This window comes from Thiofilum flexile DSM 14609, from assembly GCF_000380185.1.
Lineage (GTDB): Bacteria > Pseudomonadota > Gammaproteobacteria > Thiotrichales > Thiotrichaceae > Thiofilum > Thiofilum flexile.
In genome coordinates, this window is the sequence record NZ_KB904747.1 from 28,523 (window position 1) to 52,200 (window position 23,678).

17 protein-coding genes and 2 CRISPR repeat arrays are annotated in these 23,678 nt (G+C 46.6%); of the genes, 3 read left to right on the forward strand and 14 right to left on the reverse strand.

The genetic code is table 11. From position 1 onward, the window contains the following. Positions 1-9: 9 nt before the first annotated feature. Positions 10-507 (reverse strand): hypothetical protein, encoded by a 498-nt coding sequence (locus A3IK_RS0101375; protein WP_020558164.1) that lies wholly within the window; start codon positions 505-507, stop codon positions 10-12. Then, positions 504-1,265 (reverse strand): TatD family hydrolase, encoded by a 762-nt coding sequence (locus tag A3IK_RS0101380; RefSeq protein ID WP_020558165.1) that lies wholly within the window; start codon positions 1,263-1,265, stop codon positions 504-506. Before A3IK_RS0101380 ends, A3IK_RS0101375 begins: the two co-directional genes overlap by 4 nt. Before the next feature lie 107 nt (positions 1,266-1,372). Between A3IK_RS0101380 and A3IK_RS0101385 the strand changes: the two genes are divergently transcribed. After that, positions 1,373-2,164, forward strand: coding sequence for a metallophosphoesterase (locus A3IK_RS0101385; protein WP_020558166.1), 792 nt, complete (start codon positions 1,373-1,375; stop codon positions 2,162-2,164). On the opposite strand, the gene A3IK_RS18190 is transcribed toward A3IK_RS0101385, so the two are convergent. The 6 genes from A3IK_RS18190 to A3IK_RS0101415 all read right to left on the reverse strand — a co-directional run bounded on the left by A3IK_RS18190 (position 2,161) and on the right by A3IK_RS0101415 (position 7,964). Continuing rightward, positions 2,161-2,658, reverse strand: coding sequence for an NUDIX domain-containing protein (locus A3IK_RS18190; RefSeq protein WP_020558167.1), 498 nt, complete (start codon positions 2,656-2,658; stop codon positions 2,161-2,163). The two genes, A3IK_RS0101385 and A3IK_RS18190, sit on opposite strands and share 4 nt — an antisense overlap. Positions 2,659-2,794: 136 nt before the next feature. Further along, complete coding sequence (locus A3IK_RS0101395; protein WP_020558168.1) at positions 2,795-3,388, reverse strand: histidine phosphatase family protein; 594 nt, start codon at positions 3,386-3,388, stop codon at positions 2,795-2,797. A gap of 10 nt (positions 3,389-3,398) precedes the next feature. Beyond that, complete coding sequence (locus A3IK_RS0101400) at positions 3,399-3,968, reverse strand: hypothetical protein (protein WP_020558169.1); 570 nt, start codon at positions 3,966-3,968, stop codon at positions 3,399-3,401. Further along, a complete protein-coding gene (locus A3IK_RS0101405) occupies positions 3,956-5,140 on the reverse strand; it encodes a class I SAM-dependent rRNA methyltransferase (protein WP_020558170.1) in 1,185 nt (394 codons plus the stop codon). Before A3IK_RS0101405 ends, A3IK_RS0101400 begins: the two co-directional genes overlap by 13 nt. 174 nt (positions 5,141-5,314) lie before the next feature. Then, a complete protein-coding gene (locus tag A3IK_RS0101410) occupies positions 5,315-6,862 on the reverse strand; it encodes an ATP-binding protein (protein ID WP_020558171.1) in 1,548 nt (515 codons plus the stop codon). Positions 6,863-6,923: 61 nt separating this feature from the next. After that, on the reverse strand, positions 6,924-7,964 hold the full coding sequence (locus tag A3IK_RS0101415; RefSeq protein ID WP_020558172.1) for a tRNA (5-methylaminomethyl-2-thiouridylate)-methyltransferase: 1,041 nt from the start codon (positions 7,962-7,964) through the stop codon (positions 6,924-6,926). 204 nt (positions 7,965-8,168) lie between these two features. Between A3IK_RS0101415 and glyQ the strand changes: the two genes are divergently transcribed. Continuing rightward, positions 8,169-9,086 (forward strand): glycine--tRNA ligase subunit alpha, encoded by a 918-nt coding sequence (gene glyQ, locus A3IK_RS0101420; RefSeq protein WP_020558173.1) that lies wholly within the window; start codon positions 8,169-8,171, stop codon positions 9,084-9,086. 3 nt (positions 9,087-9,089) lie between these two features. Next, on the forward strand, positions 9,090-11,144 hold the full coding sequence (gene glyS / locus A3IK_RS0101425) for a glycine--tRNA ligase subunit beta (RefSeq protein ID WP_020558174.1): 2,055 nt from the start codon (positions 9,090-9,092) through the stop codon (positions 11,142-11,144). A 72-nt stretch (positions 11,145-11,216) separates the two neighbouring features. After that, positions 11,217-11,660: a CRISPR direct-repeat array (repeat unit 36 nt; unit sequence AGTCTCACTGCCTTAGCGGCGACCCGCCCCTGCGAC). Between the two features lie 407 nt (positions 11,661-12,067). On the opposite strand, the gene cas6 is transcribed toward glyS, so the two are convergent. The 6 genes from cas6 to A3IK_RS0101460 form a co-directional block, all read right to left on the reverse strand. After that, a complete protein-coding gene (gene cas6 / locus A3IK_RS0101430; protein WP_020558175.1) occupies positions 12,068-13,555 on the reverse strand; it encodes a CRISPR system precrRNA processing endoribonuclease RAMP protein Cas6 in 1,488 nt (495 codons plus the stop codon). Between the two features lie 104 nt (positions 13,556-13,659). After that, positions 13,660-15,873, reverse strand: a complete 2,214-nt coding sequence (locus tag A3IK_RS0101435; RefSeq protein ID WP_020558176.1) for a TIGR03986 family type III CRISPR-associated RAMP protein — start codon at positions 15,871-15,873, stop codon at positions 13,660-13,662. After that, positions 15,870-17,276, reverse strand: a complete 1,407-nt coding sequence (locus A3IK_RS0101440) for an RAMP superfamily CRISPR-associated protein (protein ID WP_020558177.1) — start codon at positions 17,274-17,276, stop codon at positions 15,870-15,872. The genes A3IK_RS0101435 and A3IK_RS0101440 overlap by 4 nt, the downstream gene beginning before the upstream one ends. Then, positions 17,269-19,140 carry a type III-B CRISPR module-associated Cmr3 family protein gene (locus A3IK_RS0101445; protein WP_020558178.1) on the reverse strand — a complete coding sequence of 624 codons (1,872 nt, stop codon included), beginning with the start codon at positions 19,138-19,140 and terminating at the stop codon, positions 17,269-17,271. The genes A3IK_RS0101440 and A3IK_RS0101445 overlap by 8 nt, the downstream gene beginning before the upstream one ends. Further along, the gene (locus A3IK_RS0101450) at positions 19,140-20,765 is read right to left on the reverse strand and encodes a hypothetical protein (RefSeq protein WP_020558179.1); all 1,626 of its coding nucleotides are present in this window, start codon (positions 20,763-20,765) and stop codon (positions 19,140-19,142) included. The genes A3IK_RS0101445 and A3IK_RS0101450 overlap by 1 nt, the downstream gene beginning before the upstream one ends. Before the next feature lie 151 nt (positions 20,766-20,916). Next, positions 20,917-21,294: a CRISPR direct-repeat array (repeat unit 35 nt; unit sequence GTCTCACTGCCTTAGCGGCAACACGCCCCTGCAAC). A 330-nt stretch (positions 21,295-21,624) separates the two neighbouring features. After that, positions 21,625-23,454 carry a hypothetical protein gene (locus A3IK_RS0101460; protein ID WP_020558180.1) on the reverse strand — a complete coding sequence of 610 codons (1,830 nt, stop codon included), beginning with the start codon at positions 23,452-23,454 and terminating at the stop codon, positions 21,625-21,627. Between the last annotated feature and the right edge of the window lie 224 nt (positions 23,455-23,678).

Sequence of the window (23,678 nt, forward strand, 5' to 3'; positions counted from 1 at the left end):
GCCAAATAATTACGGGGATTTTGGATCTATGGGGGTATTAACCAATAGATAGCCTCGTTGCAACTCAGCATTGTAAACCAGACTCAATGTTTGCCCACCTGATAGCCCTGTAAAATAAGTTTGCCGTGTTAATTCGGTGGGTCGCCACCAATCCACAGGAGGCTTATGAGCCAAAAAGCGCTGTTGCATAACCTCTGCTGTTAAGTCCATTTGCTTTAGCCCCATAGCACGAATGAACTGCTCAACAGGCTTACGCTCAATATCAAATTTAAACCAAGCCGTTTTTTGTTCGGGCGTTATATATTGAATGGCTTCAGGGTATTTGACTTCATTAGGATGTACATTAAACCAATTGGCTAACGCTTCTTGCGCCTCTGGGGCAGGTGCGCGGCGATAACCTGTGGTTTTAGCGGGTATTAAATAATCCGCTACCCAAGGGGTTGCCGTTAGTACCACACCGAATAAAATTAACACCCCCATCAACAGAGGGAAAAAGTATTTTTTCATAGTTTAAACAAGTCTTTGGCATTAGCAGTAGTCATATATTCAATGGTCGACAAGGACTCTTGGCGTAGCTCGGCAAGTTGTTGAGCAATCACTGGCAAGCGACTGAGGTCATTACGTTTACCGCGCCATTGACTATCGGGTTGATCAGGGGCATCGGTTTCTAGTACTAAACGTTCTAAAGGCATCGCTTGAATCGCTGTGCGGAGGCGTTGAGCACGCTCATAAGTAATCGTCCCGCCTACACCTAAATAAAACCCTTGTTTTACAAAGGACTCGGCTTGTTGGGTACTACCCGCAAAACTATGAATTACTCCTCTAGCACTGGGAAAACGCTTTAAATACTTCAGCACCGCATCCGCTGAGCGTCTAGCATGAATAATCAGGGGTAAATCTAACTCACAAGCCACTCGAATTTGCGCTACAAACCATTCCTCTTGCAATTTTACCTCTAAATGAGGTAAATAAAAATCCAGCCCACACTCGCCTACTGCAACGGCATGATGTTTTAATAACCAAGGCTTTAATTCACTCAGTTGTGGAGCTTGATGTTGTGCTAAATAAAGAGGATGGAAACCAAAACTAGCATAGCATTGAGGATGATGCTGTTGCAGGTGTACAACGGCAGGCCATTCTGAATAATAAACGGCGGGAAGGATTAAGGCTTGAATGTTATGAGTTTGCATCTGAGCCAGTATAGTAGTTCGATCTGCATCAAACTCCGGCGCATCTAAATGGCAATGGGTATCAATCCAAGGCATGTTTTTTACCTAATCCGTCAATTGACCACTACACTGTATCGAAAATCACAGCAGCTTACTTAAAAAAGCTTTATAACAGGTATAATGCCCTAAGGGATAGTTTAATTATGACCGAAACACCTCTTGTTCAGCTCCTCCAAATTACTGACACTCACTGTTATGCTAGTGACAGTAGCCGTTTAGAATGGACTACTGAGCCATTACTACCTAATCTACAACTCCAACAGGTATTACAATACTTAAGCTCTCATTATCGGGATTATAATGCGCTCTTAGTCACGGGGGATCTTGCCCAGCAAGAAGTCCCTGAAACCTATCAACGTTTAAATCAGCGCTTAAAAGCCTTTCCCATACCGGTGCATGTTATTCCGGGTAATCATGATACCGTATCACTAGCGCATACTTATCTAGAGGAGCGCTTCTGGGCACCTAGCTTTATGCAGTATGGGGCTTGGCATATTTTAATGCTGGATACGAGTCGAGCTAATAAGCCGGATGGTCATTTAAGTAGCGAGCAATATCAAAAGCTCGCTGAGTATTTAGCTCAGATACCAGAGGATGAGTTTGCGGTCATTGTCATGCATCACCATCCTATGATTATTCATAGTGCGTGGATGGATGGGATGGGTCTACAAAATGCCGCCTATTTTTGGCAGTGGGTGGAGCAATACCCCTGTATTCAAGCGATATTACATGGACATATTCATCAAGAATTTAATGCTCATTATCACTATCCATCGGGACGTGGGGTCGCTGTTTATGGCACACCCTCTACTAGCGTGCAATTAAAACCCCTAACCCCTAACATAGTCATTGATCACTCCAATCCCGCGTGGCGTACCTTACAGCTCCATCCTAATGGCTCTATTAGTACCCGTGTACACTATCTACCTATTTAGGCGACCCGCCGCCAATTTTGCTGCTGATACCAGTCACGGACGACTTGAGCAGCGAAGGGCACATCAGGAAAGGGATGTTGATACATTAAATCGGGTCTGACTTCCGTTACTTCCGCTAACTCATGATTAAGCGCTAGAGTACCCTCTGCCTCTAAATGAAACGCTAAAATCAAGGCATTCATGGCAAAAAAGGAATAATGCCCAATAAAACCCCGAATGCTGGCATCTAAACCTAATTCCTCTTGAATCTCGCGCACTATGCCTTGCTCCGGTGTTTCATCACACTCTAAATAACCCGTCACCAAAGAGAAACTTCCCTGAGGCCATTTGGCATTTCGCACCAAGAGTATTTTACCATTATATTCAACGATACCCGCCACGGCTGGAACAGGATTCCCCCAATGGACAAAAGAACAATGAGCACAAGCAATACGCTGTGTGCCATTAATAACACGCCATGCCAAAGGACTGGCACAATGAGGACAATACTTCATAATAGTACTCGAATCTGAAAAATTATAATTAACGAGCGCACGCTACATTAGTCGTGCTGAGCTATTTATGATCAAATTATGGCTAGCCCGTCGTCTATTATAGCAGCAAATAGGGGCTAGCGGTTTACGCAATTAGCTAAACGCCATGAGCTAAAAACTGCATCTCTCCATCTGCATGAACTAGTACTCGCGTTAAGGTGGCGTAATCCAAATAAATTTTCAACGTTTTGGCATAGGGAATCTGCAATACATCGGCAAGGATGACTCGTATCACCGTAGCATGGGTTAAAACCAATACTCGCCCCCCCTGATAGGTCGCGCGTAAAGCCTCCCAGTCAACCCGTACTCGCTGTACAAAGCGATCCATTGACTCCCCTTGTGGAGCACTAAAACGCAAAGGTTGTTGATACCAGTGTTGCAATAAATCAGGGTCGCGCTCCCAAACCTGATCCGGTGTTAGACCCACCCAAGCACCAAAATTTAATTCATCCAAGCCCTCTGCCAAGGTCAATTCACAATCCAAACGCTGAGCCAGATAACGGGCAAAATCATAACAGCGCCGACTCGGAGAGGTGACAATAGCATCCCAACGTTGTTCTTGAGTAACGCGATCGAGCTGCTTCCAACCGATAGAACCCAAAGGTTCCTCATGAGCGGCACTGAATAAGCCCACCGTTGCCACCTGTCCATGGCGTAAAAAATCAAAAAGCGTCGATCCCTGTTCGCTCACACTTAGCCCCCTAAATAATGGCTACCACGGCTAAGATCACCCCAATAATAGCTACCAAGCCAATCGCTATTATCGACAGTACCCCCATGATCAATGAAAAAGGATTGATCAAAGTAGCAATCCCCACATAAGAACCTAATAAGCCTTTAGCCTCACTCAGCATAGAACCAATAGACCATAGCCCTTTAGCAGAGCCTAAAAACCCCACCTTTTTAATATTACCGGCTTTGACTTCATTTACCGTATCGACTAACCCCGCTTTTGCATCACCTACCATATTGTTGAGAATCGATGGTAAATCTTTTAACTCTTCTAGTGACCACCAAAAGCGTAAAATAATCAGCAAAGGTATAGCACCTATACCCACCACTACCGCCGCAACCCCTAAACTAAAACCTTTAATCCCCACCAACCACACTGCAATCCATGCCAGCATCGCTACCCCAATGATGAGTGCCCAACGTAACTTACTGGCAATGCCATAAACTAGTGGTAACACTTTTTGGAATAAGCTAATCAGTTGCTGCACATTACTAGGCGAGGCATCCGGAGCATTATTAGGGGGTGTTACTTCTGACATATTAATCCTTTGAGATAATAGCCTTCTGGAAAAGCTAAACGAGTAGGATGATCCGTGGCTTGATCCATTTTGCGAATAATACGCGCATCACACCCAGCATCCACCGCTGCATCCGCCACAATTTTCTGGAATAGATTACTATCCATTAAGCCTGAACACGAGAACGTAAACAATAATCCACCGGGTCGCAGTAGCTTAAAACCGAGTAGGTTAATATCTTTATAGCCCCGCGCTGCTTTCTCTAATTGGCTTTTATTTTCGGCAAATTTAGGCGGATCGAGTACGACTATATCAAATTGTCGCCCTTCATCTCGATACTGGCGCAGCAGTTTAAATACATCCGCATTAATATTTTCCATTTGCGCCGTAGTAAAGCCATTGAGTTCGGCGGATTGTGTCGCTAAATCGAGCGCTGGCTGTGAGGCATCAATATTAATCGCCTGCTTTGCTCCGCCCTTTAGCGCTGCAATCGCAAACCCACCCGTATAGGAAAAGCAATTCAGTACCGTTTTATCCTGAGCATAGGACTGCAAGAGCGAGCGATTATCGCGCTGATCTAAGTAAAATCCAGTTTTATGTCCAGTCAGCACATCCACGCGGTAATGCCGCCCTTCTTCTACAATATCAATATAGGGAGGGGGAGTCTCACCACGTAATACGCCTACCGTCGGGTCTAGCCCTTCTTTATGGCGCACCTCGACATCCGAACGCTCGTAAACGCCCTTACTGTGTAGCTCAGCCAGTAACACATCAGCGAGTTGATATTTCCAACGTTCAGCCCCTGCCGTGAGTGCCTGCATAATTAGCCAATCACCCACCACATCCACAGTAAAGCCGGGCAAGCCATCCGATTCGGCATTAATCAAACGGTAGGCCGTATTCCGCTGTGGAATACCCAACGCTTGTCGATACTGCAGGGCGGCTCGTACTTTGCTATGAAAAAAGGCTTCATCCAATTCGCATACCGTAAATGACCACAGGCGTACTTGAATCTGCGACTCAGGCGACCATGCCCCGATACCTAGTATTTGCCCTTCAGCACTCTCTACTAAGACGGTATCCCCTAATTGCGGCTTACCATTGACCTTATGAATAGCACCCGAAAAGACCCAAGGGTGATGGGCACGAATATTTTTATCCCGTTTAGGTTTGAGAATAACTTGAGCTACCATATGGCCTACTATGCATGGAGGGGGTTGTTATTATCTCATTTGAAGCTCGACTCCAGCAAGCCTCGAACATCACAATAAAGGCCGTTGTTATGCTAGCCTAAGCTATAGATATTCACGACTTAGCGCTTTTGTTTGTTGGGTAATCCGTATAAGTAAGAATGTATCGCTTCTACATCAAACCTCCTCCACCTCAAACACCAATACATTTCGCGATACCCTACTAAACTCCACGCCTATTAAATAAATCGGCTGATTCAGTACTTGATATTTATTGGCATAACCCCGCTCTTTGATCTGCTTTAATGCCTCACCTTTTGGTGTCATTTCTACCACCTTAAACTCAAAAATATAGACCTGATGATTAAATTTCAGGGTCATATCGATGCGTCCGAGGTTGGTACAATCCTCCACTATTACTTCTAAACCTAAGGAGGCAAAATAGGAATAAAATACACTCGCATAAAACCCTTCATACTCCTGAATATCATTATTGTTATACCAATGATACGGAATACTAGAGAAAAAGCCTTGAAATAGGTTTTTTAAGCCGTCAAAGTCATTTTGGAGTAGCAATTCATAGAGTTGAATACGCTGTGATACCTGAGCGTTAGGGTTATTTACTAGTCGCTGAAGAATAGCACTATTGAGGCTTTGATAGACCTCACGATTCGGATAGCCTAACTCATAAAATAGGCTACCTCCTAAAGTTTTAGTATCCTTAATCGTCAAATAGCCGGTCTGGAACATCACCGCTTCTAGTGGCATATAATCAATATCAAAGCTCGATAATAACTCCTCATCACTATTGCGCCGTGCGAGATTAGGAGTGGCGATTTGTCGCGCTCGAATCAGGTCGATTAAAAAGGTAGGTGTGCCCGTTTCAAACCAATAGTTTTTAAATTGGCGTTTATCAAATAATAGTAGTACATCAAATGGGTTATAAACCGGATCACCCATCCAATGATAGCCATTATACCAAGCTCGTATTTCCTGTCGATCTAAACCGACTAACTCTGGCGCAAACACACTATCAATATCATGATCTGTATAACCACAAATCGTCGCATAACGTGAGTCCATAGTAATATCTTTCAAGTTATTTAAACCTGAAAACAAACTCACCTTAGAAAACTTACTGACTCCAGTAAAAAAGGCAAGTTTAATATGAGCATCATAGTCCTTAATAGTGCTATAAAAACCTCTAAGGACATCTCGATTATCTCTAGCTACTTCTGGTTTATGGATAGCATCAAGAATGGGTTTATCGTACTCATCAATTAAGATGACAACAGGCTGCTCAAACTGCTTTTTAACATGAAGAATTAACTCTTTAAAACGCCCTGCACTAGTCTCGCTGGTTGAGGTAAACTGCCAAGCTATTTCAAAGGCATGCAATTGCTCGGAAATATCCTGTTTAAGTTGCCCTACTGTAGTATAAGAATTCCCGCCGAAACTAAAGCGTATTACCGGATATTGTACTGACCAATCCCAATGTTCGTGTACTGCTAAGCCCTGGAATAAACGCTCATTGCCCTCAAATAGCTCTTTGAGTGTGTCCAAAAATAGACTTTTACCAAACCGACGCGGACGAGAGAGAAAGTAGTATGTACCATTACGAGTCAAGTCCAATGCTAGCTGGGTTTTGTCAACATAATAGTAATTATCTTCACGAATTTTGGCGAAGGTCTGAATGCCAATAGGTAAGCGTTTGCGTTGTGTCATATAGCCTCCGGCGCGAATTGCGAACAGAGTTTAAGTCTAGTACAAAAGGGGTATGAGTACGCTATAACAACCACTCCGCTAAAGGCTCAATCGCAGGACTTACTGTAATCTCTACCGCTTCCTGTCCGGGAATGGCATAACGACAAATAACTTCCGGTAATTGTTTCCCCTGACTAAAACGAGCGGTTAATTGTGCTGCGAGCTGAATATCCTCTTCCGTAATATTTTGCCCATCTAATAAGGTCAAAGGCCCTGAACAATTCACCGTTTTAATCCAAACGAATTGCTTTTTATAGCCTTCTAGAAAATTAGTCTCGCCCTCTTCACGCGAAATAATCATTTTAAAATGAGGACGCGGGCGCACATGCCGTCCAATTTTCAACAGCATAATATCATCTAGCTCATAATCTCGTTCTGGGCGATGAGCAAATAAATCTTTGATCTTCGCCGAGTAATTAGCATCGGTTAGAAAACAACAGCCCCCTGCAGGTTGAGCATACTCTTCAATACCCCATTGCTGGGCGAGTGCCATTTGTGGCTTGCGACTGCGTCCACTAAAGGCAAATAGCTTTTCCCGCTCAATCCACCCTTCACGCTCTGGCAAAGTGGCTGGTAATTTTTGCGCACATAAGGGGCGTACAATCCGATCCTCGGCTCCCGACTCTTTCGCAATCACAGGCATAGTAAACACCCGTTGCGACATAGGACGTTGCCCTACCACCTCGCCGGTAATAATAAAATCAAAACCGTGTTGCTCCATCCACTCATGGGCTTTTCTGACCATAAAGATTTTACAATCAAGGCACGGATTCATATGAGCGCCATAGCCGTGCTTGGGGTTAAGCACCACTTGTTTGTATTCTTCAACAATATCAATAATGTGAAGTTTAATACCTAACTGCTCCGCTACCCACAGCGAATTATTGCGTTTAACTTTATCGCTATTTTGGCGGCGAATAGCGTGAGTATGCCCCTCGACACAAAAGCCGGTGAAAAAATTAATGCCTTCAACATGAATACCTTGTTCAAGGATGGCTTTAGTTGCCAACATGGAATCGAGGCCGCCAGAAATGAGAGCGACGGCTTTACGTGGTTGCGCCATAATCTAGGTTCTATAACTTATTGAGTAAAATCGGCCTTGATTATACGTGATTAAGCCATAAAACGGGTATTCAATCAGATCACTCTATCCCTTAATCCTTACTCTTACACCATTCTTCACCTCTTCCCCCTCAAGTTGCTACGCCCCCTCCTTAAGTTGCAGTATAATCCCTGCCCATTCATGGCAAACAATGATCATACCAACATGGCAAATTACGACCTTTCAACCTTTCAAGGGCTGATCCAAGCACTGCAAGCCTACTGGGCCGCACAGGGCTGTGTGATTGTCCAACCTTATGATATGGAAATGGGCGCTGGCACTTTCCACCCGTCTACCTTCTTACGTGCGATAGGCCCTGAGCCTTGGCGTTCGGCTTATGTACAACCCTCACGTCGCCCCACCGACGGGCGTTATGGCGAAAACCCGAATCGTCTTCAGCACTATTATCAGTTTCAGGTCATACTCAAGCCCTCTCCCGACAATATTCAAGAGTTATATCTTGGCTCCTTGAAACTATTGGGCTTTGATCCCTTGGAACATGATATTCGCTTTGTAGAGGATAACTGGGAATCACCGACTTTAGGTGCTTGGGGTTTAGGTTGGGAAATTTGGCTCAATGGTATGGAAGTCACTCAATTTACCTACTTCCAACAAGTCGGTGGCTTAGATTGCCGTCCGGTATCCGGTGAAATCACCTATGGTCTAGAGCGTCTAGCCATGTATATGCAAGGTGTTGAAAGCGTATATGACCTCGTATGGGCTAAAGGGCCGCAAGGGATTGTGACCTATGGCGATGTCTATCATCAAAACGAAGTCGAGCAATCCACCTATAACTTTGAACATGCCAATGTCGAAGCGCTATTTCATCAATTCAATGTGTGCGAACAAGAAAGCCAACGACTCATTGAATTAGGTTTAGCACTACCAGCCTATGAGCAAATGCTGAAAGCCTCTCACACCTTTAATCTACTCGATGCCCGTAAAGCGATTTCTGTCACTGAACGTCAGCGTTATATCTTACGGGTACGTACTTTAGCGCGAGCTGTCGCAGAAGGTTATTATGCTACCCGCGAAAAATTAGGCTTCCCTATGCTGCAAAATACTAACAAAGAGGCGGTATAACTCATGGATTTATTAGTCGAAATTGGTACCGAAGAATTACCGCCAAAAGCCTTACCGAGCCTATCTGAAGCCTTTACTCAAGGTATCCAGCAAGGTTTTAGTGATGCGGGCTTAGCCGCCGAACAATTGATTGCTTATGCTGCCCCCCGTCGTTTAGCCGTATGGGTGAAAGGGATTGCCGCTCAACAACCCGATCAAATTATTGAAAAGCGCGGCCCTGCTTTACAGGCAGCCTTTGATAAAGAAGGTAAACCGAGTAAGGCCGCTGAAGGTTTTGCTCGCTCCTGTGGAGTCGCGTTTGAGCAATTAGAGCGTTTAGAAACGGATAAAGGCTCATGGCTGGTCTTCAAACAACACCAAGCTGGACAGCAAACGAAAGACCTATTCCCTGCCATTGTCGATAAATCATTAGCGGCATTACCCATCCCGAAACGGATGCGTTGGGGAGCAGGTTCGGCTGAATTCGTGCGCCCGATTCATTGGATAGTGATGCTAGCTGATAGTGACGTGATTCCGGCTGAGCTATTAAGTATTAAAACCGGCAATCAGTCGCGGGGGCATCGTTTCCATCATCCTGACCCTGTGACCATTACGGCACCGCATAGCTATGCTGAGCAATTAAAAGCGGCTTATGTCTGGGCAGATTTTGCCGAGCGTCGCGCGAATATTAACCGTCAAGTACTCGCCATTGCCCAATCCTTTGGGGCAAAGGCCATTATGCCAGATAGTCTATTAGATGAAGTGACGGCCTTAGTAGAGTACCCGAATGCGATTGTAGGTAAGTTTGAGGAGCGCTTCCTCGCTGTGCCACAAGAAGCCTTGATCGATACCATGCAGGGCAATCAAAAGTATTTTGGTCTCACCGATACTAACGGCAAACTACTCCCTACCTTCATTACCATCAGCAATATTAAAAGCTCGAATCCCGCTAGTGTGAGTCTGGGGAATGAGCGGGTGATTCGTCCACGCTTTACCGATGCGGCCTTTTTCTGGGAACAGGACAAAAAACACAAGCTCGAATCACGGCGTGACAAACTTAAAACCGTGGTTTTCCAACAGCAACTGGGTACGCTCTTTGATAAGTCCACTCGCGTGGCTCAACTAGCCGATACTATCGCGCAACAACTAGGGGCGGATAGGCAGTTAGCAGTACGTGCTGCAGAGCTAGGTAAATGTGATCTGATGACCAATATGGTTTTTGAGTTCACCGATTTACAAGGGATTATGGGCACCTACTACGCGCGTCTAGATGGCGAGGCGGAAGAGGTCGCGCTGGCACTCAATGAGCAATATCAACCGCGTTTTGCAGGTGATGAATTACCACGCACTCAAACCGGGCGGATTTTGGCGCTTGCCGAACGGATTGATACCTTAGTGGGTATTTTTGCCATTGGACAAAAACCAACCGGCACCAAAGACCCGTTTAGTTTACGCCGTGCTGCGGTAGGTTTATTGCGGATTATTATTGAGCAGCGTCTGCCCCTCGATTTAGTGCAATTGCTAGAGATTGCTGCCGAGAATCTGAGCAGTACCTTAGGTAAAAAACCAGCTATTGATGAAGTGCGTGATTATATCTTTGAACGTCTACGCGCTTACTATCAAGAGCAAGGGATTAATGCCGAATTAGTCGAGGCGGTGGCGGCCTTAAAACCCACTCAACCCCTCGATTTTGATCAGCGCGTCAAAGCCGTTGCCGCGTTTAAAGGTTTACCGGAGGCGGATAGTTTAGCGGCGGCGAATAAGCGGATTTCTAATATTCTGCGGAAAGTCGAGACGTCTATTCCAGCTGCGGTGAATACCACGCTATTAAAAGAGCCTGCCGAGCAAGCGCTATTTAAAGCGGTATCCGAGCAACAAACTATCGTCCAACCCTTATTTGCTCAGGGTAACTATGAAAAAGCATTGACCTCCCTAGCGGCCTTACGAGCGCCTGTGGATCAATTCTTTGATGATGTAATGGTCATGGATGAGAATGAGCAGCTACGTGATAATCGTTTGGCCTTATTGAATCAGTTGCGCGGGTTATTCCTGCAAGTGGCTGATTTATCGGTGCTGTAGACTAGTATTTTTGTTGAGGTTGAATAGAAAAGCCGGAGTAATCCGGCTTTTTTGTTTTTGGGGCAAGTAATATCCCTGACGGCCTTAGCGGCGACCCGCCCCTGCGACCAGACAGTAACAAAAGAAGCGACCTCAAGGAAGTCTCACTGCCTTAGCGGCGACCCGCCCCTGCGACGAAAATAATGAATTTTTTAGTGATAATGATAGTCTCACTGCCTTAGCGGCGACCCGCCCCTGCGACAAGTAATTATGAGCAAATCAGTAGCATCGTTCAGTCTCACTGCCTTAGCGGCGACCCGCCCCTGCGACTAATAGCGGTGGTATTGATCCACCTATTTGTAGAGTCTCACTGCCTTAGCGGCGACCCGCCCCTGCGACGATAGTAATAAAGGAGTTCGTCAGAAATAACGGAGTCTCACTGCCTTAGCGGCGACCCGCCCCTGCGACTAGCAGAAATGCTACTATACCAAGCTTTTGTAGAGTCTCACTGCCTTAGCGGCGACCCGCCCCTGCGACTGCACCCATTTTTCTACCTTTAAAATCAATCATTTGCAAAGCAAATGGGAGAGTCTCCAGGCAGCATTGAAAAATCAGTACAATTTGCATACAAAAAGGGCTTCTAAAATATCTTAACTTGTTGATTTAAAAGACTTGGTGACGGATTGTTAAAGTCAATTCACGAAAAATTGCCTAAACGGCTAAAAAACAAGGACTTTTTCATCGCATGTTTAATGTGAATATTTATTGATCAATAGACTCACCAAGTTCAAATTTATCAACTACTTGCTGATTTTTAATCAAATCAGCCTTTCTCACCGACCGCAGAGGCGGAAGCCTCATTATACATCATTAACCCAAGACTAACCATCACCCTTTCAGCGACCTTGCCTGTCGCTCACCCAGCCATACCCACCAACATTGCACTAGGATAGGGGCTGCACTCTCGGTTTCCGTACCGAAGCGGCTAGCCACCCCAGCACAGCCTCCACCACCGGATCACCGTAAAAAATAGCTCGCAAACATTCCGCTAACCGCTCCCGCTTCACGCTATCAAACAAATCGCGCACATCCCCCTCATACCTCCAGCAAAAACCCTCGCGCCACGCGGCCTCAAGTGCCTGACTCGTTGTGATACATGCACCACCTGTTCTGAAATCAGCCATCAACGGCTCCAGTGCCTCCACCAGCACCTGCTGCACAGCACGCTGTAACACCCGATCAAACAGAGGAGGCAGCGCCAAACACCACCCATCACCCTTAGTTTTCGGAATCAGATAGCCACACAACGCCGGAACCTGATACTGCCCCCACAGCATTTGCTCCAATCTATCCTGTAAACGCTCGACCGGACACAGCTCCTGCAAAAGGGGGGCTATATCCTCCAGATCATTCACCGCCGTATCCGCCCACTCTGCCGGTATATCTCGCCCCGCCAACACATAGCGCCAAGCACGGGTAAGATTATCCTCCTCCTGTGCCAACACCAGCAGCGACTGCGCAGGGAATACCCGCCGGATACTTTGCGCCCCCTCGCTATCCTTGAGCACATAACGCCCCCAGCCAAAGCTAGTACGCTGTCCCACGCCCAAATACTGCCCCAGCACCAACAACTGCCACCAGAACAGCGGCAATCCCTGTGGCAGCGCTAGCCGCACCCGACCACTCACGCCTCCCATATCCTTAGCCGCACCCGAACGGCCTCGGTATTGCACATCAAGCCAAAACAGATGAGCCTCCACCAACACGACCGGCGGCGTTTCCAGCACAGGAGCTGTAACCACCCCCCGCGCACGTAATAGAGCCGCCAGACCATGCCAGACCCGCAACGGCAACAGGCTACCCTCCAGATCAACCTGATCTCGCACAAACCTATCCGCATCAGCTTGCCCACGCGTAGCCTTATCCTTCAGCACCCGCGCCGGAGCTACCCACTGCCAGTCGAGCTGACGACAATCGCCCCACAGTTCGGCCTCCCGCTCCAGACTCTCGCGCTCATATACGCTCAACTGCTCCAGAGCACATACAGGCTCCCCGGAAAACATATCCTGCACCGATACCAGTCGCCAGTTAGCACCAAAGGCTAATCCATCCTTTGGTTTGGGCGCACTAGCGGGCAATAGTGCTAACTGCTGTAGCAAACGATCCAGCAGTCTTTCACTACCTGCCAAGCCCAATAATAGAAAGCGGTAATAATCCCCTTTGTGGTAACGCACCCGCCCAGACTCAGGCGCATCAATGCGGATGAGGTGTTCATAGCCCTCCGGCGATCCCGCTAAAAAACGCAAAAAGGCTGAGAGTGCAGGTTGATGAAAAAAACTCATGCGGGCTGAAGTCGTACAAGCCAATGTCACCACCGCCCCGCGCAACGGTAACAGAGAGTCTAGCGCGACATCTAGCGATGTCTCCGTCATGGCATGCCCCTGTTACACCAGTACCAGTGGGGGAAAAGCAATATCTCACCTTGCTGTCTACAGTCATCAGGGATACCGAAGCAGGTGAGGTAGGTGTGCATAGGTCAACGATTTTTGTTCAGGCGATTTTTTTGCAGTGCCTCAACTTTGCTGTTCTTGACCGGACTGAGTGCCTGATTTTTTGGATTACCATACTTTTGGTCTGCATTGTTCCCAAACCAGACAAAGCCCTCTGTTTCATCTGTCTGATCCATCGCTTTGGGATAATGAACAGGTATATGCTTTTGCAGCCTACTAGGGATACCTACTGCCAGCAGATTTGCTTTTGCAGTCTGGTCTACTAAAGTATTCTCCCAAGAATAATGCTTTATATCTTTGGATTCAGCCCCATCAACAGCACTCAGCAATACTGTATCTTGTGCTAACCATATTTCTGAATAACGCGGTTCTGCTAGGCTGTCTACCGCATAACGCTTATCCCGTTTCAGCAAGCAAAGTCCCTTGATGGCAACCTTAACACTACCCAACCCCAGCGGCTTACCCATACCTAGTTTGTGAATAAAATCATTTTCTGGCTCTAGCGCTGCTCTCAGCAGACCTAACTCAGCTTTGCTCAAGTTCTCGAACTCGATAGTAAACTCAAATTCCTGTCCAACTTTCAAAGGTTTGATCTGAACTTTCTGATCTGCATTTTCAGTTGGCTTGTCAGTTTTCCAAGTAGTCTGGCTGAAATCCTGCTGCTTATACTGATGCAAATAGGCTTTGCGACCATTAGGCTGATGTTCTCCTGCTTTCAAAGCAGTCTTCTCGATCAATCCACCTTTTTTTGGATCGTGGAAATACATAGCGGGTGATGGTGGTTTGGGGCTACTGAGGATTTTCAGAGCAATGACTTCCCGCTCTACCTGCTGGCTAGGTATTTCGACATGCATGGGAACTGCATCATGAAAGCGCAGGCGCGAAGCCAGATTACGACTATTCTCCTGCTCAGCCTTTTCACTCTGTACTACTCCCCACAAAGCCTCTGCTGGAGACAACCAGTCACGCATTGAGCGTTTGACTCCCCACGGCAATAAGTCATTGTCGAAATATTGATAGGTTGTACCCACTGATTTACGCCAGATACTACTGAGACTGACTTCAGAAATTTTTTTGTTCTCGTCAATATCGAAATAGAATAGTTTGTGCTGGTCGAAATCAGCATCCTTGTAACCCTTCAACAGTATTGGCATTGCCTCATCACGCTTCTTTGACTCTGCAATCAGCTCCAAATAACGATCCTCTACAAACTGCGGGATAGGCTTTAGATTAGGGCTATTCTCGTCTGGCCAAGGAATGAAAATTTCATGCTTTTTACCCCTTGGCATTTGTTGCTCATGGGTTAGGACATCCAATGCTCTGATGATGCCTTTGGTATAGACTTGCTTATCCTCTGGAGAGGTCAATTCGTCAAACTCTACTTTGCTCAGAATATCTGGTTTCTCTTCAGCGGATAGCAATATTTTCTGCCCAATCAGAAAACCTCCTGAAAAATGCAAGTTGCTTCGCATTATAAAAGACTCAGTTGCATCAATCTCTGCAAGCTCAGGATCCAATCTGGCATAGAAAAAAACACTCCCACCCTCTGGCTTGACAGGATAAGCACAAGGCCTTTGTCGGCCTAAAAAAGAACCGCACTCATAACCCCACTCCGATACCTTTTTACCATTGACCGTTCTATCAAAAGCCCTATAGCCATTCAGATAAGCAGGGAGTACTTGCTGTAATGTCCTACCCTTAAAATAAGAGTGCCATTCTTTAGGCATCTGATAGCTATCTGAGCTTTTTTCCCATTTTACAGAAAGGGTCAAGGGTTGCATGGCATAGATTGAACGACCACTAACAGGTTTGGCTTTTATCAAGCGCCCTAGCGCAGATAAAGATTCTCTCATCCCCTTACGTACTGATAATGGTTTGTCCTCCAGTACCCGCAAGGCCGACTGACTCAGAATCTCAGCCACATTCCCCACCATACCGCGCAAGCTATTGCCGGGAATGCTGTAAAACTTTTTACCATTGAATAGAGCTTGATAACCCTCAATCAGCTTCGGATGCCCCGCCCGCTGCTCGGTTGCAGCCTGATTACCAACAAAAGTGGGGGATTCAATCTTAAGACTGCAAATCAACTTCCCAGATAATCCATCCTTACGCCAGAAATCATGCCTTGCAAAACTACCGGCTTGTTTCAAATCCTCAATCTGGCTGAAGGGTATCTGATTCTCTTTTTTACATGCCTTGACTGGAATAAACTGGTACGGATTATAAAATTTCTCGCTCATTTACCGTTCTCCTGCTCTAACTCAGTCAACAACTCATTTTCCCAATCTGCCAATTGCCCCCGACAGCTTTCAATCCACGCTGTCGTACCCCCATGATCTGATAGCAGTTGCAGGCATCCATATCCTCTGGCCTTGCCCCAGCCCAGCACTAGATCACCCTCTTCAGCATCTCTCCAAGCAAACAACAACAATAGCTGCATCCAGCCCTTAAGCTTTTTCTTGTGATACATCACGCCTCCCTCAAAAGAACGATCCTCCGGCAAGGACAACGCCTTGACGGTATACAACGCTCCATCCTTCACCCCACCTGTGAAGCGATCCACAGCAGTGAAGGTCTGAATATGCTCATCCGCCTGAAAAAAGGTGACTTTGGCATCCATAAACCGGATCAAACTGGCACTGCTTTTGGAGCCGAACAACTGACCCAGCATCCCGTCCACCGTTGTTTCTCGCGCTCCCTGATTCAGGGTCAACAGGATTTTGCGGCAACGAGCCAGAAACCAGCCTTTGAGGGTGGAGCCGGGGATAATAGCTGTGAAGCTACCTGTTTCCTTGTCTGGGTAGTGACTAAATACCAACTTGGGTGTACCTTCCTTATCCTCCACTAAATGTGGATCATTGATGAGGATCGGGGAGCGGGCGATGAGTTTGAAGTCTTCCGTAATCCAGCCCGTGCTCCCACCCAGTGCGATGTCTCTGAATGATAAGTTCTGATAAAAACCCCTAATTTCTTTCGGCTCATCACCCTCTAGTGATGCCTGCAACCAACGTTGTAGGCTGGTATCGGACAGGGCAGAAACGCCATCTGAATCAAGCTCCCACTCCAGCAGCCCTTGCCCAACACTTTTACCTGTCCCGATCTGCTCACCATTCAGCCGTTGCAGAAGGGTAAGCAAGGCCTGAATATCAGCATCAGTGATTAGCTCAGCACTTTCATCGGGTCGAGTATCAAAACCAATCTCAACCTTAAATTTCGCGCCCGCATTGACTCGTTGATGAGTAGCTAGTTGGTGCTGGGCGGCTGTGCCTGTTACCGGCTCAATTGATGTGCGACTCATGAAATGGGTTGCTGCCTCACCTTCTAGGGTCGCGTCATATACCCGCAAGGCTCCCATCTCTCCATGATCCTCCTTATGACCGCGTGGATCACCGAACCAACGTCGGTACTGTGGTGATTTAGGAGGAGTCAGACTCGCCAACAACCCACGCAGGCTAGAGCCGGGGATATAGGGCTTACCACTCACATCTAGGGCAATAGCACTGACTTCATGCTGCTCAAGCTGTCCCGTTTCTGGATTTTTGCGCCCCTCATAGAAATACACACCTCCTGTCCCGATATGCAGGTCACTTTTCAATGTCAGCACACCCCTGATAATCACGCGCCGGTATTTTGTATCACTCATGCTCAACTCCTCCCGCTGCTGATTTCAGCCAGTCGCCGTTTATGACAATTTCCCCATAGCCATGCTCTGGCAGATAAGAGGAATGTTGCCAAGTGAATGCTGTTTCATTTGGTATTCGCTCCAGTATGGGTAATCCTTGCCGTAGCCAGCTTTCTAGTTTCTCTTGTGCAGTATTGGCATTTACAACTTTCAGTACAAACACACTACCCGCCACTGTCAGCCACTCTGGTGCATATTTTGCGTCCGAAGCACCTTTATGTTGAAAATGATAATAGTGATAGGCTCCCCCTTTACGCTCTTGCTGGGCAAAGAAATTTACCAGCTCCAGTGATCCTCCCGAAACCTGTTGCCAATAATAGTGGTACAGTGTTTTTGCGGTCTGTGTGGCAGCCTCTGAATTTCGCTCCCAGCCCAACCGGAATAATCGAGCCGGTGTGAGTAGCATCAGGGTAATAGTATCCCCCGCCTGCCAGCGTGATGTATTGATCTGCTCATTCTGATGAGTTGGAAAGGGTTGTGGATGCAATTTGAGATCGCTCAGAGCCGCTTTGGTCTTGCCCATCCCGTATAATCCCTCCTGCATTACCTTATGCAAATCCTGCCGAGCCGCTGCTTGTTTATCTTCTGGCACTAGAGAGAGATCAATATTACCCCGCCACACAAATCCCTCAGGCTCTACACATTCCATACTAAATAGCTGCCCCTGAGCTGCGGTTTGAGTGGAGCTGTTGATAGCGGTGCGTACTAATAGCTTGCGCTTGGGTTGCTTGGGGTTGATGCCTAGTTGAGCATTGAGCGCATCATAATCTTCACTTTTCCAATCTGGCTGAAACTTTGGCGCTTCATTCGATTGCTCAAGTAGGGTCTCTGCATCCACTTGGCTCAGGTCACGATAAACACCTGTTTTACCAGCAGCAGTAGTAATATCACCCACTCTGGCAATACTCAGAGGAATGACACTATGCCGACGGGCTGAATCCTCCTTTTGCATAGGCAAACAATGGGATACTTGCCAGCGGTCAAATTCCAGCGCCGTTAGTCGCTCTTGCTGTTCGGCTTCAGTGGGCATATTTAGGGTTAATGCCTTTGCTAATAATGCTTTGATCACATTGCCAGTGATAATGTCATCTGAAATAATCCGGTTACTGTCCGGTGTACGGGGTTTACCCATACAGAAGGCACGATCTGGAACAAAGGAAAAACCGACATGGTTCTCTTGTCCGCTCAGGTCGTCTGTAATGATAGAGGTATCAGATGCAGACTTATCAGGTACTAGCTCGGCCTTTAACAGTTTGCCAAAACCAATACCCTTGAAACTACCCATCGCGGGGATGTAATCCAGTGCCATCGTTATCAGGCGATCGAATAAGGCGGCCTCATCAGCATCCTTGAATTGCGCTCGAATCCGACCACAAAACACGGGTTCTGTCCCCAGCGGGAAACAATCTTCAATCACTTGCAAAGCTCCGTCCTCTACCTTGCCTGTGCTATCAATCTTGATGCGAGTGCGTACCCGATTGTGAGCATAGTCCCCTTGTAGCTGCCAAAACAGATCAAACTGTACCGAGCCGGGGTCTGGAGTGAATCCACTTGTTTCATTTTTATTACTAGATGCCTGACCGAACCAACGCCTAATCTGTTTATAGATTTTTTCACTCCGGTTCGGATCGACTTCTTGCAGACGCAGGGCAAACAGTGTCAGGGTTTCGCGAATATTACCTCGAATCAAGCTCCCACCGAGTATTGGTTTGCCATCTTGGTCTCGTAGCATGGCACTATCAATGCCGAGAGCCAATGTCCCTGAAGCTTGGGACAACAGTGGCCCCTTGAAGGTCAGTTTCAGGTGATAGGTATGAATATCCATTACTGTCCCTCCTGCGCTTTTTCATTTTGGCGGGGTATAAGGTAGTCCCATAGCTCCAACAGATGTATCCAGCACCAAGCTCTTTGTTGCGGATTGTCAAAATCCTCTATTCCGAACCAGACTTTGGCCTTGTCCGGCAAGCTGCTTTGCAGAAAAGCCTTATCTTCGCTGACCTCAAACATACGATGCTCAGCCTGTGCTTGTGGGTGAGCAAGCAGCGCTTTTTCCTCTAGCCGGATCACTGCTGCCCATGAATGCGAGTTACTTTCTCCAGCACCTTCACCCTTGTCAGGATGGTAGGACAGTTTGATCGCCTGCACGATCTGATATAACTGACCACGGGAAATGGCGTTTCCAGACAGAAAATCGTCTAGTTCTACTTTCTGCTGTTCCCAGTCTGGAGTCGCGGGTAGCAATCCTTTGCGGCACTTTGCCAGTATCTCGCCATAGCGCTCTTTAAAATAACCGGATAGGCTTTCATTGGTTGGATAATCCACTGATTCGAGCACTAGATAATCCCAGCCATTCTCCTTGCGACTAATGTCCTTCACCCCGTCTGCTAGTTCCCGTGCTAACTTTTGGATGATACGAATAGGGGTATTAGCCTGACAGAATACGATTCCGGCGGCGTGGGTAAGTGTTGTATCCCCACCTATCTCGCCATTTGCCAAATGCCAGTTGAAAGCAAAGAAGCGTTGCAGAAAATCAAAGCCTTCCCATGCAGGCATGACCAGCAACATTTCATCGCCTCCCCAGAGTAGGGTTTCAAGGCGGATCATATCGTTCCATTGTTTCGGCAATAGATAGCGCAATGTTTCGGTCAAAAACTGTTTACGTTGTGCTTGAATAGTGTCATCAAATGCTTTTTGGTTAGTGATCTGCTGATGCACTTCACCACCGGCACTCTCAAGGAATTTTCGCTGACGCGCACTGAATCCATTTCCATCGAGATAAACAACAGCCATCTTATTATTCAGTTTCTGAGCATCCACCTTGCATAGGGTGTCAATATCCTCTGCGAAGCCGAAGTGATCCAGCCAAGATTGCAGCTCTGTATCATTCACCTGCTGGGCATAATAATTTTTTTTACTGTCGCGCCCGTAATTCCAGCGTTGAAATATAGAGGCTGACAAGGTTTTTTTATTATCACTCTGAATAGTCTTTTCATAGCTTGCTGCAATGCGTGAGCCACTCAAACCACAGGGAATAGTGCTGAACTGACCTTTTCCCGTTGTCTCTCGGTCTGGCTGTAAGGTCAGGGACTGCAATTGTCCAAGGCGGAGCTGGGTATATAGCTGTTCTTTGGCGGCTAATAAATCATTGGCCTTGGTATGAACCACCATAAAGGTGAGTAGGTGAAAGGGTTGGTTTGAATCTGGTGTGGTGAGTTTACTTTTAATGGCAGCAACGGTCTGGGCAGCATCGCCCCCTTTTAACAGAAACAGGCCGGATGAGGCACCGCTGCTGATACATACTACGTGGTCTTTGAATGACTCTTTGATGGTCTCAATAGCATCTTTATATAAAAAACTGCTGCCACGAATGACGCTGAGCTGGTCGGTATCGTAGATATTGGCGTAAAGATTGACGCCCTCCACCAGAATGAAGTGATGTAAATCAGACATGCTTCGCCCTTGATTGTGGGAATGGGGTTGTGGGTATACCGATTGGGTACGGAGAAATACCCACAGAGCTAAGCAGGAATATAACGGAAAGAATGAAGTTGAGCCAGCAATAGTTAACTACTTATTAACTATTAAAAAATCGAGGGGCTGTGTCTCACTGCCTTAGCGGCAACACGCCCCTGCAACTAACCTATGGAGACATCACATGAAGAACGCTATTGTCTCACTGCCTTAGCGGCAACACGCCCCTGCAACTGGATATAGAAATTGGCACCAATGCCCTTGAGGTCTCACTGCCTTAGCGGCAACACGCCCCTGCAACGCGCCCGCTGTTCCGGGGCCGACGTGCCCTGTACGTCTCACTGCCTTAGCGGCAACACGCCCCTGCAACTTATGTCTTGATCTCAAGGAGATAAAATATGAAAGGTCTCACTGCCTTAGCGGCAACACGCCCCTGCAACTGGTGTGTTCACAACTCCCGGCGAAACTTCGTCGTCTCACTGCCTTAGCGGCAACACGCCCCTGCAACGGCACCCATTTTTCTGCTTTTATAATCAATCACTTGCAAGGCAATTGGGAGGGTCTCACCCTCAACCGGAAAAAGTAGTGCGGTTTTCATACAAAAGCATCCTCTGATAAAGCCTAACTCATTGATTTAAAAGAGTTGGTGGGGCATTTTTAATGTAACCTATTAACTTTCAATGCTAAACCATTGAAAAATAAGATCATCCATTTTACTTCCGTTAGCCGGTTGAATTATCCCTAGGAGACCCACCAAGTCCTTTATTTCAATTACTTGCTGTTTTTCAATCAAAACGACATCTCACAACAAGTTACAGGGGCATGAGGAAAGTATAGGCTAATCGCCGCCATGGAAAAACTTATTTTTTATCCAACTGGCTGCTGCTGGAATACACAAGTAAGCAGCGCCAACTAACAAACCAAGTATAAGCAATAGGCCTATCCGAATACCTAAACTGATCGAGCATTTAGGAGGATCAGCCTCCAGTCCTGCCGAGGTACAACTATCCCCAAACCAACTTGCCAGACCTTGCCACATCGATGGCTCGACCTTAAACACATCATTGATGACTGATAGCGCCGCAAATACCGCTAAAAAAAGCGCCACAACAGCGAGCTTATTGGCTCGTTTGCCTGCTTTATTGGCCTCATCAGCTAGACGATTTGCTTCATCTGCCGCCCTGTTTTCATACAGTACCTGTAGATAATCATTGGTGCGTGTAATCTCGTCCTGTAACTGCTGATAATACTCATCAATGCCCACCCCCTGATACTGCAGTCGAAAAATCATCTTGCCCTGCATCTGATTACTAACCTCTCGAAACCAATACTGATTAGTAAAACGAATAAAATCAGCCCGTTGCTCTTGGATTTGCTTATTCGCCTTTTCCTCATCTTTCTCACTCAACAAGGCAGTGGTTCTTTGAGTAATTTGATGATCATAATGGCGCAAGGATGCCTGATAAAATAAAGCTTGCAGTAACATACGGTCATAAATATAGGGTATATGCTTCGGAGCAATAACATCCCGAAAAAAAGACCCATTATAGAGATAGGCATTCACCATATCGTTAAAAACATAATACCCCCCCATATCCGTCCAAAAGCCAAACTCGGAATCCTTCAGATACTCATCAACCGCCTCTTTTGAATAGGCATACCCCTGCATAGCATCCCAAGTATCAGCAAAGCGATCGGTGGTGGCTAATAAGGCTCTCACCTGATGCAGATCATCATACTTTTTCCCTGCCAAACCATAAGCCACACTCACAAACATACGATCATCAAATAGGCGGATACTCTCTTTCAGCGGCTGTTCTATTGGCTTGGTAAAAAACTGCTGCACCAAATGCACGATAATGGGCGAGATATGTTCAGCAACCTTCGGCAATTGCCGTGGAACTTCATCTTCTAAGGCTGAAGTTTTTTTTTCTGGTGTGATCAACTCCAGCGGTGCAACCTTGTTTTCATCTCCCTGCTCAGTAAAACTCGGATATAACTGCCGCGCCAGACGAGTAAAGCGCAGCCAAGCTTCAAGCTGTAACTCAGTATATAAAGATCGGTGCGGATCATTTGACTCCACACTCTCCCAATTATTAGGAACCAGTGTTTCATCTGGATCACCAAACAGACTGACATTGTCAGACTTGCGCAACGCCACCAATGCCTGTGGCTCTACCGTAAAGGCCAGCAGATAAATCCCATTGAAATAACGATACAAGCGAACTGAGGTGAAAACTGCTTCTTGATGAAAGAGTGGTTTTTTTTCTGGAGCTGCTGCAATATCCTCGCTTTGCCACTTCGAGGGATGCAAAACTAAACGCCAATTTTCCAGTTGTACTTGTTTTTCCAGCCGCCACTCCCGAACCGGAATCAATTGATCTGGATTACCACTGACTTTTCCATGCAGTCGATGCTTATCCTCACTCAGAGAAATATTCCCTCGATCAAAAATAATATCCCGCAAGGTTGGGGTTAAATAATAAAACGCCTGTGCATCCTCTGCAGTCAAAGGTTGGTCATAAGGATAAATCTGGCGCAATGCCTCACGCGGCTCTAATCCCTCACCAAAGCCCAACAACGGCAAAAAAAACGTACAGTGATAATAATCCAACAAACTAGACGCGCGGGGTTTACTGGGATCGATTGGATTGATTGGCTCACTCATACTATCAGGACTCAGAAAGCTAAAAAATATAGCTTAACACCAATAACACACCCTATTAATAAAAACTCATAGATCTAAATGAATGCCTAGTTCAAACCAATATTCTAAGCAAAGTCATACCCCTAACCCAGCAGCTCTAAAAAATCCTAGCTCATCGCTACCGCTATTACATTTCCGACTAATTGGGCAAAAAGTGGATTAATTGGTGTTGCTTTCAGACTAGT

Bases quoted from the DNA above. Each gene is read 5' to 3' on its own strand.
- A3IK_RS0101415 (WP_020558172.1), bottom strand. From the start codon at position 7,964: ATGGCGCAACCACGTAAAGCCGTCGCTCTCATTTCTGGCGGCCTCGAT.
- A3IK_RS18190 (WP_020558167.1), bottom strand. From the start codon at position 2,658: ATGAAGTATTGTCCTCATTGTGCCAGTCCTTTGGCATGGCGTGTTATT.
- A3IK_RS0101375 (WP_020558164.1), bottom strand. From the start codon at position 507: ATGAAAAAATACTTTTTCCCTCTGTTGATGGGGGTGTTAATTTTATTC.
- A3IK_RS0101435 (WP_020558176.1), bottom strand. From the start codon at position 15,873: ATGAGCGAGAAATTTTATAATCCGTACCAGTTTATTCCAGTCAAGGCA.
- A3IK_RS0101385 (WP_020558166.1), top strand. From the start codon at position 1,373: ATGACCGAAACACCTCTTGTTCAGCTCCTCCAAATTACTGACACTCAC.
- A3IK_RS0101460 (WP_020558180.1), bottom strand. From the start codon at position 23,454: ATGAGTGAGCCAATCAATCCAATCGATCCCAGTAAACCCCGCGCGTCT.
- A3IK_RS0101380 (WP_020558165.1), bottom strand. From the start codon at position 1,265: ATGCCTTGGATTGATACCCATTGCCATTTAGATGCGCCGGAGTTTGAT.
- A3IK_RS0101445 (WP_020558178.1), bottom strand. From the start codon at position 19,140: ATGGATATTCATACCTATCACCTGAAACTGACCTTCAAGGGGCCACTG.
- A3IK_RS0101405 (WP_020558170.1), bottom strand. From the start codon at position 5,140: ATGGTAGCTCAAGTTATTCTCAAACCTAAACGGGATAAAAATATTCGT.
- A3IK_RS0101450 (WP_020558179.1), bottom strand. From the start codon at position 20,765: ATGTCTGATTTACATCACTTCATTCTGGTGGAGGGCGTCAATCTTTAC.
- glyQ (WP_020558173.1), top strand. From the start codon at position 8,169: ATGGCAAATTACGACCTTTCAACCTTTCAAGGGCTGATCCAAGCACTG.
- A3IK_RS0101440 (WP_020558177.1), bottom strand. From the start codon at position 17,276: ATGAGTGATACAAAATACCGGCGCGTGATTATCAGGGGTGTGCTGACA.
- cas6 (WP_020558175.1), bottom strand. From the start codon at position 13,555: ATGACGGAGACATCGCTAGATGTCGCGCTAGACTCTCTGTTACCGTTG.
- A3IK_RS0101400 (WP_020558169.1), bottom strand. From the start codon at position 3,968: ATGTCAGAAGTAACACCCCCTAATAATGCTCCGGATGCCTCGCCTAGT.
- A3IK_RS0101410 (WP_020558171.1), bottom strand. From the start codon at position 6,862: ATGACACAACGCAAACGCTTACCTATTGGCATTCAGACCTTCGCCAAA.
- glyS (WP_020558174.1), top strand. From the start codon at position 9,090: ATGGATTTATTAGTCGAAATTGGTACCGAAGAATTACCGCCAAAAGCC.